The sequence below is a fragment of the Psychrobacter sp. CCUG 69069 genome, from assembly GCF_021023115.1.
Taxonomy (GTDB): Bacteria; Pseudomonadota; Gammaproteobacteria; order Pseudomonadales; family Moraxellaceae; genus Psychrobacter; species Psychrobacter namhaensis.
Genome location: NZ_QQAI01000002.1, coordinates 209,622 through 222,870, shown reverse-complemented (window position 1 = coordinate 222,870; position 13,249 = coordinate 209,622). Strand labels below are relative to the sequence as shown.

The following is a 13,249-nucleotide window of genomic DNA, read 5'->3' as shown; positions in this document are numbered from 1 at the left end:
ATAAATAACAAAGTGCTTAAGACTTCCCTGCGTCGGTACTAACCGCATCAGGTTCGGCGGGTGATCTCTCAGCGAATGTATCAAGGCGACTACTTTAAGAAAGCAAGTTTAATAAAGTAGGCCAATGCTACACCGCACCCCGAGTCTGTCAGTGTTGTAAATCCTCTCCATACTAGCAAAATTCTATCCTAACGGCTAATGGTATTTGGCCAGAAATGTCAGGCTTTATACTGGCAGTTTGATGTTTCTACGACTATAAGCCCTTAGAACCAGTGAGTGACCAGTGAGGGCAAGGATCTACTTGAATAGACGGTAGGTAGGGTATCCAAATATTATGTAAAGCGCATGAAAGATTCAAGAGGTTGTCATTAAACTGTCATAAAGATTTGGCAACATAGCTCCCATGTCGCACACAATGCCTTTTTGTACCGTTGTTAAACTTCAGGAGTCCTACATGCGTTATTCGTTATTAGCAGTGGCCGTCAGCTGTACCTTAGCACTGACGGCGTGTAACAAATCGACCGATACGTCAGAGCCAGCTGCTGATAATAGCAGCGCTGTCACAACCACGGAAACCACCACTCAGACTCAGGCAACCCCTGCTGCTGGCACAGGTTTTAAGTCTGCTGAAAATATCGCCATGAATATCACTGGGGCAGGGGCTTCATTCCCGCAGCCTATCTACGCCAAATGGTCTTACGACTACAACGCTGCGACTGGTGGTCAAGTTAACTACCAGTCAATCGGTTCTTCTGGTGGTATCAAACAAATTCAATCAAAAACAGTCGATTTTGGGGCGTCTGATGCGCCTTTGACACCTGAAGAGCTGGATGAAGCGGGTCTTATTCAATTCCCAACGGTCATCGGCGGCGTGGTACCCATTGTCAATATTGATGGTGTTGAGCCAGGCGAGCTGAAATTGGATGGTGAAACTTTAGCCAATATCTATTTGGGTAAAATCAATAACTGGAATGACCCTGCCATCAAAGCACTGAATCCAGATTTGAGCTTACCTGATGCGGCGATTACCACCGTATTCCGCTCAGACGGTTCAGGTACGACTTTTAACTTTACTGACTACCTTGCCAAAGTTTCACCAGACTGGAGCGACACGGTTGGCGTTGATAAGACAGTCAAATGGCCGACGTCTGCTACTGGTGCTGGCGGCAAAGGTAATGAAGGCGTTTCAAGCTACGTCAACCGCATGAAAAACTCGATCGGCTATGTGGAATACGCTTACGCTAAGCAAAACGACATGTCACACACGGCTCTCAAAAACGCAGCTGGCAACTTCGTACAACCCTCTGCAGAAACTTTTGCCGCAGCGGGTGATATCGACTGGTCACAACAAGAAGGCTTTTATAAAGTCATCACCAATTCTGAGACTGAGCAAGCATGGCCAATCGCTGCTGCAACCTTCATCTTGGTGCACAAGCAGCCAGAGAATCCACAGCAGGTCGCTGGTGTATTGAACTTCTTTGATTGGGCCTACACCCAAGGCGATGATGACGCTATGGCATTAGATTATGTGCCTTTCTCTGATACCGCCGTGGCTTTATTCAAAGAAAAGTGGAACGAGGTAAAGGGCAGTGATGGACAGCCGGTATATAAGCCTGCGCAGTAACTTCACTATTCTATCTATTGTTAATAATTGCTCATTTTCCTCTCAAATCACTATTCTTCGGTAGTGGTTTGAGGGGTTTTATCACAGCAAATTTAAAGAACATTTGAAGTTTGTTGTCATAAAACTGAATGAACACACTGGTTTTTTGAATTCACTCTATTCAATGCTGAGACACTTATGAATGACTTAAGGTCCCAACTGGCCAAACAAAAACGTTACGACACGCTGTTTGTCAACGCTACCAAGGCTTTTGCCCTACTGGTGCTTTTATCTTTAGGCGGCATTTTAGTCTCCTTAATCATCGGGGCGTGGCCGAGCATTCAAGAGTTTGGCTTGGGCTTTTATACCAGTAATAACTGGGATACGGTAGGCAATGAATACGGTGCACTAGCGCCTATATACGGCACGTTAGTCACCTCTTTTATTGCTATTGTTATCGCTGTGCCAATCAGTTTTGGTATCGCGATATTTTTGACCGAGATGTGCCCAAAGTTCTTAAAGAAACCACTCGGTATCGCCATTGAATTATTGGCAGGCATTCCCTCTATCATCTATGGTATGTGGGGATTGTTTGTATTTGCGCCTTTTTTTGGCGATCACATTCAGCCATGGTTCATTGAGCACGTAGGGCCTTTGCCTATTATCGGCAAGCTCTTTACAGGTGCGCCAATGGGACTGGGGATGTTTACCGCGTCATTGGTGCTCGCCATCATGATTATTCCTTTTATCGCCGCTACCATGCGGGACGTTTTTTCTGTCGTACCCGACCTGCTCAAAGAGTCGGCTTACGGTATGGGTGCCACGACGTGGGAAGTGATGTTTAAAATTATCCTGCCTTATACAAAAGCGGGCGTCGTCGGCGGTGTGATCTTGGGTTTAGGCCGTGCACTGGGTGAGACGATGGCGGTGACTTTCTTAATTGGTAACGCCTTTAATATCAGTCCAAGTCTGTTTACCTCTGGGGTGACGATTACGTCGGCCTTGGCCAACGAGTTTGCAGAAGCGTCCAGTGAGCTACATCTGGCTTCCTTACTACACTTAGGTCTAATCCTATTTGTCATTACCTTCATCGTGCTGTCTCTGGCTAAGCTGATGCTGATGCGCATGGATAATAAAGCGGGCAATCGATAGGCCTGAGATGGACTTCTTAGGTTTGATTTAGGTTCGACAGACTTTGAGAGAGAGTGATAAAAGACATGGGAAATAAATATGATGCCTGCTAACAATGCAACCAACACGATCAATGCGCCGTTACCAGTGAAGACAAGTTTTGAAGGACGTTATAACAAACACCTTTATAACAAGCGCCGCTGGGCCAATAAGCTCGGTCTAGGCTTTGCGATGTCGGCGATGGTTTTTGGGTTGTTTTGGTTGTTTTGGATTTTGTTTACGTTGTTTATCGAAGGCTTTCAAGGCATCGTACAGCTGCCTGTTTTTACGGCCGACACCCCGCCGCCTATGAGTGCAGGCGGTTTACGTAACGCCATTGTCGGCTCTATCATGTTGGCCTTTTCAGGATTATTTATCGGCGCGCCGATTGGATTGATGACAGGTATTTATTTATCTGAATTTTCTCAAGGCAGTATGCTTGGCAAAGTGACGCGCTTCTTAAACGATATTTTGCTCTCTGCACCCTCGATTGTGATTGGTCTCTTTATTTATGCACTAATGGTAAAGGGACAAAGCTTCTCTGGCTGGGCAGGCGCGTTGGCATTAGCACTGATTGTGATTCCCGTGGTTGTGCGTACCACGGAAAATATGCTCAATCTAGTGCCCAACAGTATTCGTGAAGCGGCCTATGCACTCGGCACGCCTAAATGGAAAATGGTGACGCAGGTAACTATTAAAGCGGCGCGTGCAGGACTCACCACGGGGGTGCTATTGGCCTTTGCCAGAATCACTGGTGAGACGGCGCCCTTGCTGTTTACCGCGTTGAACAATCAATATTTCAGTACCGACATGAGTCAGCCCATTGCCAACTTACCCAATACCATCTATCAGTTTGCAATGAGTCCTTATGACAACTGGCACACATTGGCGTGGGCGGCCGCACTCCTTATCACGACCTCTGTCTTGGTACTAAATATTTTGGCAAGATTCATTGGTGGTCGCAGCCAAAGTAGATAGCAGTCAGACCAAATAAATCTGACGATACATCCCATGACATCGAGCATTTACTTGAACTTATATGAGCTTTAATAGAGCTAGGTTGGATAAAACTATGAATGACGTCATCAGCAAAGTTCGTACGAAAACGACTGTTAATCGCTTCAATGAGACAACAAGCGATCAGACAAAAGGCAGTCTATTAAATAGACCTATGGCTACTAGCTCGCAGATGGAGCAACCAGATATTGCCAGCTTAACCAAACAAACCTGCCACGACATTCCTAAAAACATGCCAGCTGCAAAAATGCAGATTCGTGACCTAAGTTTTTATTATGGTGACTTTCAAGCGCTAAAAAACATCAATATTGATATTCCAGACAAAAAAGTGACCGCCTTTATCGGGCCATCAGGTTGCGGTAAGTCGACATTATTACGTACATTTAATCGTATGTACGATCTATACCCCGGTATGCGCGCAGAAGGCACTATCAATTTGGATGGCAAAAATATCTTGGGTAAAGACGTCGATGTGAACTTGTTACGCGCGCAGGTTGGCATGGTCTTTCAAAAACCCACACCGTTTCCGATGTCAATTTACGACAACGTCGCGTTTGGTGTACGCCTCTATGAAAAATTGAGCAAGTCTGAGCTGGATCATCGTGTGGAGTGGGCATTAAAGAAATCGGCATTGTGGCCTGAGGTAAAAGACAAGCTAAAAGCCTCTGGGTTGTCTTTATCAGGTGGGCAGCAGCAACGCCTGTGTATCGCGCGTAGTGTCGCAACCAAGCCTGAAGTGTTGTTACTCGATGAGCCAACGTCAGCACTTGATCCTATCTCGACTGGTGCTATCGAGGATCTGATTGAGGATTTAAAACAGGACTACACCATTGCGATTGTCACTCATAACATGCAACAAGCCGCCCGTGTGTCAGACTACACCGTTTACATGTATTTGGGTGACATGATTGAGATGGGAGAGACGGATCAGATATTTACCAAGCCTGCCCAAACCGCAACGGAAGACTATATTACGGGTCGTTATGGCTAATATTGAGCGTCTTATTGTTAACCAGTATCCAGCGCCTGTCACTGGTTCAACTTAAAAGATATACCGTTTCACCAAAATATGGATTTTAGGGAATACCTCTTATGCAAAGTGATAAGCATATCTCCAAAAGTTTTGATCAAGATCTTGATGAAGCCATCCGTCTGTTTTTGTACATGGGCGATAGCGCGGCCAACCAAGTCACCAAAGCGATCCATGCACTTATTGATAAAAATGAGGCGCTGGCGCAAGAAGTGATCGATATGGACTTTGATATCAATCGGATGGAAGTGGAGCTGGATGAGCACATTTTGTTACTGGTTGCCAAACGTCAGCCAGCTGCCAGCGATTTACGTTTGGTGATGTCCATCAGTAAAGGCGTGGTGGATTTAGAACGTATTGGGGATGAAGCGGTTAAAATTGCCCAGATGGCCAGTAAAATCTCGGCGCAAGGCAAATCCTCTTATGGTTACGCGGAAGTTCAGCACTTAAGCAACCAAGTTCGTCTCATGCTACACAACGCGCTCGAAGCGTTTAGTCAGTCAAATGCTGAGCAAGCGTTTGAGGTTATGCGTAATGATAACGTGGTCAACGATGAGTACCAATCGGCCATTCGTGCTTTGATGACCTATATTATGGAAGACTCTCGGCACGTCTCAAAAGTGATTAACATTATGTGGATATTGCGTGCGCTTGAGCGTATTGGCGATCATGCCCAAAACGTGGCTGAATTGGTGATTAACTATATTAGCGGTCAAGATGTGCGTCATTCAGACTATGCCCTGGTCGAAAAAGCGGTACAAGAAGCCAATGATCGCTTAGCCGCCCGTCACGTGACCGCCATGTCAGCGACTGATTTTGAGTCGTCAGACAGTGATGAGGAATAAAAAAGTCTCTTGTTAACATTCGAGCACAGATATTTTTGGCAAAATAAAAAACGCGCGATATCGATATAGCGCGTTTTTTTAGATAGTAAAAAACAAAAATCAACGGTTAGGCTTCTGGCGTCCAGCCTTGGGCACGCTCATAATCCTCGTTGTCCAAAAATTTATCGCGTTGTTCGGTTAAGAATTTTTTGGCCTCAGGATCCATCATGCTCAAATGGTTTTCATTAATCAGCATGGTCTGATGTTCAAGCCATTCTTTCCAGGCTTTGTCCGATACCGTTTCTTGTAACTCTTGACCTTTTTTGTTAGGAAAAGGTGGGTGCGGCATCTTTGGTAATTCTTGCTTATATTTACGGCAAAACACCGTGTTGGCTTGCGGATTAAATGTCTCAGTCATAAAGCAGTCCTTATTCGTTGTATTAAGGTGTCAAATTAAATGGTCATATTCATCTATGATAACGGTCTTGGCAGATTTAGCAAAGGGTATCTGGTATAACGTGTGATAGCGTGACTGCCAATAAAAAACACCCGCTATTTAGACGGGTGCTTTTATCAAAGTATCAGGCAAACTTCTTCACCAAGATATCAGGCAAACGCTTTTAAGCGCGCGCGACCATTGACCACAGCCTGCTTGACTTGGTTGGGCGCTGTGCCGCCTAAGTGGTCACGCGCTGCCAATGAGCCTTCTAATGTTAGGTAGTCAAAGACATCATCACCGATCGCATCGCTAAACTGTTGTAGCTGGGCCAAAGACAAATCACTTAAGTCAACGCCCTCGGCGATCCCTAAAGCGACCGCATTGCCGACCACTTCGTGCGCATCACGGAACGCCACCCCATTACGGACCAGATAATCAGCCAAATCAGTCGCGGTTGCGTAGCCTTTCATGGTAGCGTCACGCATGGCATCGATGTTTGGGGTGATATTTGGTAGCATATCAGCAAAGGCCAATAGCGAACCCGTTAAGGTATCCACGCAATCAAAAAGTGGCTCTTTGTCTTCTTGGTTGTCTTTATTGTAGGCAAGGGGCTGGCTTTTCATTAAGCTCAGCAGGGTCATGAGTTGACCAAAGACACGGGCCGCTTTACCGCGTACCAACTCTGGCACATCAGGGTTTTTCTTTTGCGGCATGATAGAGGAGCCAGTGCAGAAGCGATCTGGTATCTGTACAAAATTAAACTGTGCTGACATCCACAGAATAATCTCTTCGCTCATACGTGACATATGCATCATGAGGATAGAAGCGGCTGAGGTGAATTCAATCGCAAAGTCACGATCTGAGACTGCATCAAGCGAGTTTTGGCAAATGCCTTCAAAACCTAGCAGCTCAGCGGTAATGGTGCGATCGATAGGAAAAGTCGTACCAGCAAGGGCTGCACTACCAAGCGGCATCTGATTGATGCGGCGGCGTGCATCGACGAGACGTTCAGTATCGCGATACAGCATTTCAAACCATGCCATGACATGATGACCAAAGCTCACGGGCTGCGCGGTTTGTAGATGGGTAAAGCCTGGCATAATGGTATCGGTGTGCTTGTCAGCCAAATCAAGCAAACCGCTTTGCAGGCGTACTAGCAGTGCGATAATATTGTCCGTTTCTTCTCGTAACCAGAGACGAATGTCGGTAGCGACTTGATCGTTACGGCTACGCCCTGTGTGCAGTTTTTTGCCAACCGCGCCGATAATGTCCGTGAGACGTGATTCGACATTCATGTGTACGTCTTCAAGGGCAATTGACCAGTTAAACTTACCCGCTTCAATTTCGCGTAACACTTGCTGTAGGCCATCCACGATAGTGGCCACTTCGTCAGCAGTTAAAATGCCACACTTTTCGAGCATGGTCGCATGAGCAATTGAGCCTTCAATATCATGACGGGCAAAACGTTGGTCAAAACCAACGGATGCGGTAAAGGCGGCCACAAAACTGTCAGTCGCCTCACTAAATCGTCCGCCCCACATCTGCTGGCCCTGACTGCTTGTAGGACTGTTTTGTGCAGCGTTATTTGTTATAGAGGCATCTGTGCTAGAATCAGTGGCAGATGCGTTTACATTTGATTTGGGATTACTAGGGTTTGAAGAATTGGCATTCATATCGGTACAAGACAAGTCAAGAGAATAAGAGCTCAAGTATAGCAAAGGATGAGGTTGCCTTACTAGCGGAGCGCTTAGAGTTTTTTATTCCCAAGCTCATGGAGGTCTTGAAGCCTTGGCAGTGGTTGATATACATCTTTTTTTGGTCGTTATTTGTGACGGTGACGAATCGCTATGACATCGCGACTTGGTCAGATATTTTGATTCAGCTTTTGAGTAGGTTTCTTCAAAATGTGTTAAGCATTATGCCGTCTTTATATCTCATTGATTATCTGCGTCCGATCTTTAAAAGGATGAGCATACCCAGAGTCAGTATGTATGTCCTTGCCTTATTAATCATTACCTCTGTCATCTCAATGACGCTGATCATGCTGATTATGATTAATGTGGGCTGGTTTGAGTACGACCGTCAAACGTTCATAGTAAATATTTTATTTGATGCGATGTTTAGCGGTGGTTTTACCTTGGTGTTTTTACTGTACTTCTTACGTCGCTATCGTGAGTTAAACGCCCTAAAGCAGTCATTTGAGCGTAATTTAAGCGCGCAGAATGATGTGATTAAAGCCCGTATGGCACCGCATTTTTTCTTTAACACGCTGAACACGCTTGTGTCACTTATTGAGTCCAACCCAGCAAGAGCAGCCGCTTTATTGCAGCATGTTTCCGCGTTATTTCGTGCCAGTTTTAGTGGTGAGCGTGAGATCAGCTTTGAAGAGGAAATTGCGCTTTGTGAGCATTATTTGGCGATTGAGTCTAGCCGTTTGGCAGACAAGCTTGAGGTGAGCTGGCAGCTGCCTGATGAAAATACCATGTATGACATGGTTATTACTGCCTTAACCCTACAAAGCGTCCTAGAAAAAATGCTGCTGAATGTGGTTGAGATGACCACAGAGACGATTTATATCAGTATTAAAGTGACGTGGCAGCAGCATCAGGTCGCCATTAAAATTGCTGTCGAGCTGCCCAAAAAGACTTTAATCATCAATCATGAGCTGCGCCAGCACATGGATTTTTATATTCAAGCTGAGCGTTTACGTGCCTATTTTGGTCAAAACGCTAATATCAAAAGTAAGGTCACCACCACCCAAATCATCACCATCATCAATTATCCGCTTCATGACGTCGGTTTATGACGACCGGTTTACTAGCGCTCGTTTCTCCCCTTTCTGCTTCGAATAAATAAGCATGGCATACTTATTGCACTGTGTTAAATATAACAGTCAATACATCAGTAGTCGGCACATAGAACTATGTATAGAGGTTAATAGAGGGATGGTTAACTTTGTTAAATAGTTAAATGTTTTTACGCTAAGTGATGGATGATAAATGTTAATACTATTAAAAACATATTAAGTCTGTCCTAAGGTGGGAGTTTGCATGCGTATCGTAGTTTGTGATGATGAACCGCTCGCGCGTGAGCGTTTGGTCAGGATTGTACAAGAATCAGGTCACCAAGTGGTGGCACAAGCAACAACAGGGGCAGAAGCCATTGTCGCTGTAAAAATTCAGCAGCCAGACATTATCTTATTAGACATTCGCATGCCTGAGATGGATGGGGTACGCTGTGCGCAAGAGCTTGCTAAGCTTGAGCACCCACCAGCGATTATATTCGTCACCGCTTATGATCACTATGCGATCGCAGCGCTCAAGGCCAACGCCATTGGTTATTTATTAAAGCCTGCGAATAAAGACGAGTTACTGGAGGCGCTGGATAAAGCAAAAAACCTAAATGCCGCGCAGTTAAATGAGATCCGTAAACTTGAAGACCCAACGGCACGCCCAGTACGCGAACACATCGCTGCCCGTACTCACCGCGGTGTTGAGCTGATTAAGCTAAAAGACATCTATTATTTCACCGCCGATCAAAAGTATGTCAAAGTACGCCACAAAGATGGTGTAGTGCTGATTGATGAGACGCTAAAAGAGCTTGAGCAAGAGTTTGGCGATCGCCTCTTTCGTGTACACCGTAACGCCATCATCAACCTCAGTTTTTTGGACTTTTTAGAGACATTAGATGGGGGACAGTATCAGATACGCTTTAAAGGTATTAACGAGGCGTTAGCAGTGAGCCGCCGTCACTTGCCAGCATTACGCGATAAGATTCAAAGCATGTAACTGACTGTATTAATAACGAAATAATCACGCCATATCATCAAACCCTTATTTATGCTTAAATAAGGGTATTTTTTGCGTCAGCATTTACGGTAAATGATTCTTATCGCCATTTTTTGTGGCAAATTTGCGCTGTTTTTGATGACTGACATTTAAGTACTGACGCTACAGTATCGAACTTATTGAGGCTTTCTATGAGCAATCCGCAGCAACCTGCTTTGACCACTTTAAACATCGCCACGCGCCAGAGCCCTTTGGCATTATGGCAAGCTGAGCACATTCGTGATCGTTTATTGGCACTTTATCCTGAGCTGACGATCAACTTGCTAAAAATTGTCACTAAGGGTGACAAGATTTTGGACACACCTTTGGCCAAAATCGGCGGTAAAGGTTTATTTGTCAAAGAGCTTGAGCAAGCGTTGTACGACAAACAAGCAGACATTGCGGTACATTCGTTAAAAGATGTGCCCATGCAGCTCCCTGAAGGCTTGACGCTTGGGGTCTACTGCAAGCGTGCTTCACCAACAGACGCCTTTGTCTCCAATACTTACGATAGTGTCGATGCGTTGCCACAAGGGGCAGTGGTTGGGACATCAAGTTTGCGCCGCCAGTGTCAAATTAAAGCGTATCGTCCAGATTTACAAATCAAGACCTTGCGCGGTAATGTTGGCACCCGCTTGGGTAAGCTAGATGCTGGCGAGTATGATGCTATTATCCTAGCAACCAGCGGGCTGCAACGTATTGAGCTGGACGAGCGGATACGCGGAGAGCTTGATATTGATGCTTGTCTGCCAGCGGTTGGTCAAGGCGCCTTGGCGATCGAATGCCGTGACGGTGATAATGAGGTGTTAAAACTGCTTGCACCGCTTAATGATGACAAAGCTCGTATTCGTCTCATCGCTGAGCGCGCGCTAAACCGTCACTTAGAGGGTGGGTGTCAAGTGCCGATCGCAGCTTATGCAGTTTTGCAAATGGCTGACGAAACCGATGCCAATAACGATCACAACGGTGACAATGGTAATAACGATAACGGCAATGTGTTGTGGTTACGGGGCCGGGTGGGTCAAGCCGACGGCAGTAAGCTGCTAAAAGCCGAAAAGCGGGTCACATTGATCGGCACACAAGACGAGCAAGAAGCGCAGGCCAACCAGCTTGGTATTGATGTTGCAGACATGCTGCTTGCCGATGGTGCTGGGGATATTTTAGCAGCGATCTATCATCCTGAATAACGCATAAATGATGCAACTATTTGAGCAACCATAGGCCAGCTGTTACCTCTACTGGTCTGTGGTTAAGTCAGTTTTATCAGCGTTTTTCATGGTATATCTATGTCGTCAACTTACGTCAAGTCTAGGCAAAAAAGCCAAGCAATGGATCAATCACTATCGTTGCCGCAAGTGGTCATCAACACTCGCCCGCTAGAGCGTGCAGCACCACTAACGCATCATCTACAAGCTGCAGGGCTGACAGTGGTTGATATGCCGATGTTGTCGCTGCAATCGCGGCCAATAACCGATAATGATAGAACCTTAATGCGTCAATGGTTAACGGGTGACTATAAGGCGCTCGTTATCGTGAGTCCCACCGCGGCGGCTGCCGGTTTAGCGGTTTGGCAATCGCTTGTGCGTGAACTCAAATCGCAGGGCAGTACCGCTGAGGAAGCAGAGACAGAACTTGAGACGTTGAAGACACCCAGCCCTATCATTGCCGTTGGGGCAGCAACCGCGGCGGTACTGAGTCGTGCCAAATTAGATACGACAAGCTATAGAGTACGGCAGCCTGAAGTTGCCAATAATGAAGGCATGCTGGCCATGCCTGAGATTAAAACTCTGCAAGCAGGTGATAAACTACTGATCTGGCGTGGCCTTGGCGGGCGACGATTATTGGTCGATACATTACAGGCACGCGGTGTGCATATTGATAGTATTGCTTGGTATGAGCGCACCATGCCTACTGAGGCGGCGACTCAGTATCAGCAGTGGCGACAAGAATTTTTGCTGCACAGATCCACGCAGGTTGTCGCTCCCTCAAAACAACCCAAACAGTCAAAGCCAATTGTGGTTATTAGTAGTGGTACGGCCTTTGAGCATTGGACAGCGATTGTTACAGCCGCGGCAACACCTTTAACCCCGCAGTCAGATAGTGTGGCTGCGAGTAGTGTAGAACCACATAAGGTACTTACGTTGTCAGATTTTGCCTACGTAGTGTTAGGGGAGCGCTTAGCCAACATGGTGGCAGAGCAGCAGTTAAGTCACTGGCGGGTAGAAGATTTGGCGCCAGAAACCATTCTCGCTGCTATTAATGCTACAAACTAACATTTTCCCATTATTGACTTCACTATGTTTAAACCTATCCATAACGGTACTGTCTTATGCCAATAAACTCTGAATCGTTATCTAAGGATCCGTCTGCTGTTCAGCAGCGCCGGCAAGCAACGGTGTTTTTGTTGCGGCTGCAGTGGTTGGTTATTTTTTTGCTTATCGCCGCGTTATTATGGCTATACATCAGCCAACAGCGTTTTGAGCATCATGTTAATGAGCGTTTGCAAAGTAATGAACAAGTCGTCAGCCGACTCAATGAGATGGATGATCGACTGTTTGCTATGAGTCAGCAGACGTTGCCAGAGCCTAGAGCGGCGGCCAGCAGTCAAGCGCAAAACCAGTTGGATTTATTGCGTATTCAAATACAAGCCGCTGATAGATTACTGGCCGATAATAACCATAGTGCAGCGATAGATTTGTTGCGAGGACTACATTGGCAGCTGTCACAAAGCAGTAATGAGATCGCCCCAGCGCTAACCGTCGTGATTAAACAAAGCTTAACAAAAGACATTGAGCGCTTGCAGGCAAAAAGCGCGCAGCCCAGTCCTTGGCAACTACACAACCTCGCCATACAAAATATTCAAGATTTTTTGCACAGTCACGAGCGTTTTACTCATGCTGCGACACAGTCTCAAAACACTGACAGTGATGTGAGCCTAACGCGCAGGCAACTGATGATTCATGAAGTTATTATGACATTGAATCTGGCCAGTCAAGCCAGCAATATGCGCGAACGAGAGCCGTTAATTGGTTATTTGAGACAAGCGCGAAAACAGCTGCAAACCTTAGTTACCCAAGAATCAACATCAGCAGTAACTGGGTCAAAAGCCGCTACGGCTAATAGTGAAAAAACATCTCGTTCAACGTCGGCGGGCATAGCGAACAAATCTCATGATAATAATTTATCAACCAAAGCTGCTCCCACTGACATCTCAGAAGTCATAGATTGGTTAGATCGACTGATTGCCAATGCGCCAAAACCAACGCCACTGTTAACTACTCAGATTTTAGACAAACCTCAACGTTAATGGTCGTTGTTTGCCAGATTTATTGACCCAAA

Annotated in this window: 12 protein-coding genes and 1 riboswitch; of the genes, 10 read left to right on the top strand and 2 right to left on the bottom strand. The window is 45.9% G+C overall.

What is annotated here, in order from left to right:
• Positions 1-7 precede the first annotated feature (7 nt).
• Positions 8-152: riboswitch (TPP riboswitch) on the bottom strand.
• 302 nt (positions 153-454) lie between these two features.
• From pstS to phoU, 5 genes are all read left to right on the top strand, one after another.
• Positions 455-1,624, top strand: coding sequence for a phosphate ABC transporter substrate-binding protein PstS (gene pstS, locus DVY93_RS02850; RefSeq protein WP_230708926.1), 1,170 nt, complete (start codon positions 455-457; stop codon positions 1,622-1,624).
• A 177-nt stretch (positions 1,625-1,801) separates the two neighbouring features.
• Positions 1,802-2,755, top strand: a complete 954-nt coding sequence (pstC, locus tag DVY93_RS02845; RefSeq protein WP_230708924.1) for a phosphate ABC transporter permease subunit PstC — start codon at positions 1,802-1,804, stop codon at positions 2,753-2,755.
• An 81-nt stretch (positions 2,756-2,836) separates the two neighbouring features.
• Entirely contained in the window at positions 2,837-3,751 is a 915-nt protein-coding gene (gene pstA / locus DVY93_RS02840; RefSeq protein ID WP_226949471.1) for a phosphate ABC transporter permease PstA, read from the top strand.
• A 94-nt stretch (positions 3,752-3,845) separates the two neighbouring features.
• Entirely contained in the window at positions 3,846-4,781 is a 936-nt protein-coding gene (gene pstB, locus DVY93_RS02835) for a phosphate ABC transporter ATP-binding protein PstB (RefSeq protein ID WP_404671911.1), read from the top strand.
• A gap of 101 nt (positions 4,782-4,882) precedes the next feature.
• Positions 4,883-5,665 (top strand): phosphate signaling complex protein PhoU, encoded by a 783-nt coding sequence (phoU, locus tag DVY93_RS02830; protein WP_193005812.1) that lies wholly within the window; start codon positions 4,883-4,885, stop codon positions 5,663-5,665.
• Positions 5,666-5,771: 106 nt separating this feature from the next.
• Here the strand turns inward: phoU and DVY93_RS02825 are convergent, their stop codons facing one another.
• Entirely contained in the window at positions 5,772-6,062 is a 291-nt protein-coding gene (locus DVY93_RS02825) for an oxidative damage protection protein (RefSeq protein ID WP_230708922.1), read from the bottom strand.
• 188 nt (positions 6,063-6,250) lie between these two features.
• Entirely contained in the window at positions 6,251-7,624 is a 1,374-nt protein-coding gene (gene argH, locus DVY93_RS02820; RefSeq protein WP_230708996.1) for an argininosuccinate lyase, read from the bottom strand.
• Positions 7,625-8,001: 377 nt separating this feature from the next.
• Here argH and DVY93_RS02815 point away from each other — a divergent pair, with 377 nt between their 5' ends.
• From DVY93_RS02815 to DVY93_RS02795, 5 genes are all read left to right on the top strand, one after another.
• A complete protein-coding gene (locus DVY93_RS02815; RefSeq protein ID WP_230708920.1) occupies positions 8,002-8,889 on the top strand; it encodes a histidine kinase in 888 nt (295 codons plus the stop codon).
• Positions 8,890-9,133: 244 nt separating this feature from the next.
• On the top strand, positions 9,134-9,871 hold the full coding sequence (locus tag DVY93_RS02810) for a LytR/AlgR family response regulator transcription factor (RefSeq protein ID WP_193005815.1): 738 nt from the start codon (positions 9,134-9,136) through the stop codon (positions 9,869-9,871).
• Between the two features lie 191 nt (positions 9,872-10,062).
• A complete protein-coding gene (gene hemC, locus DVY93_RS02805) occupies positions 10,063-11,097 on the top strand; it encodes a hydroxymethylbilane synthase (protein ID WP_230708918.1) in 1,035 nt (344 codons plus the stop codon).
• A gap of 141 nt (positions 11,098-11,238) precedes the next feature.
• On the top strand, positions 11,239-12,183 hold the full coding sequence (locus DVY93_RS02800; RefSeq protein WP_230708916.1) for a uroporphyrinogen-III synthase: 945 nt from the start codon (positions 11,239-11,241) through the stop codon (positions 12,181-12,183).
• Between the two features lie 56 nt (positions 12,184-12,239).
• Positions 12,240-13,217: a hypothetical protein gene (locus tag DVY93_RS02795; RefSeq protein ID WP_230708914.1), complete on the top strand. Its 978-nt coding sequence runs from the start codon at positions 12,240-12,242 to the stop codon at positions 13,215-13,217.
• Positions 13,218-13,249: the final 32 nt, after the last annotated feature.

Bases quoted from the DNA above. Each gene is read 5' to 3' on its own strand.
- DVY93_RS02810 (WP_193005815.1), top strand. From the start codon at position 9,134: ATGCGTATCGTAGTTTGTGATGATGAACCGCTCGCGCGTGAGCGTTTG.
- pstC (WP_230708924.1), top strand. From the start codon at position 1,802: ATGAATGACTTAAGGTCCCAACTGGCCAAACAAAAACGTTACGACACG.
- argH (WP_230708996.1), bottom strand. From the start codon at position 7,624: ATGTGGGGCGGACGATTTAGTGAGGCGACTGACAGTTTTGTGGCCGCC.
- DVY93_RS02795 (WP_230708914.1), top strand. From the start codon at position 12,240: ATGCCAATAAACTCTGAATCGTTATCTAAGGATCCGTCTGCTGTTCAG.
- DVY93_RS02815 (WP_230708920.1), top strand. From the start codon at position 8,002: ATGCCGTCTTTATATCTCATTGATTATCTGCGTCCGATCTTTAAAAGG.
- pstA (WP_226949471.1), top strand. From the start codon at position 2,837: ATGCCTGCTAACAATGCAACCAACACGATCAATGCGCCGTTACCAGTG.
- pstB (WP_404671911.1), top strand. From the start codon at position 3,846: ATGAATGACGTCATCAGCAAAGTTCGTACGAAAACGACTGTTAATCGC.
- pstS (WP_230708926.1), top strand. From the start codon at position 455: ATGCGTTATTCGTTATTAGCAGTGGCCGTCAGCTGTACCTTAGCACTG.
- hemC (WP_230708918.1), top strand. From the start codon at position 10,063: ATGAGCAATCCGCAGCAACCTGCTTTGACCACTTTAAACATCGCCACG.
- phoU (WP_193005812.1), top strand. From the start codon at position 4,883: ATGCAAAGTGATAAGCATATCTCCAAAAGTTTTGATCAAGATCTTGAT.
- DVY93_RS02825 (WP_230708922.1), bottom strand. From the start codon at position 6,062: ATGACTGAGACATTTAATCCGCAAGCCAACACGGTGTTTTGCCGTAAA.
- DVY93_RS02800 (WP_230708916.1), top strand. From the start codon at position 11,239: ATGGATCAATCACTATCGTTGCCGCAAGTGGTCATCAACACTCGCCCG.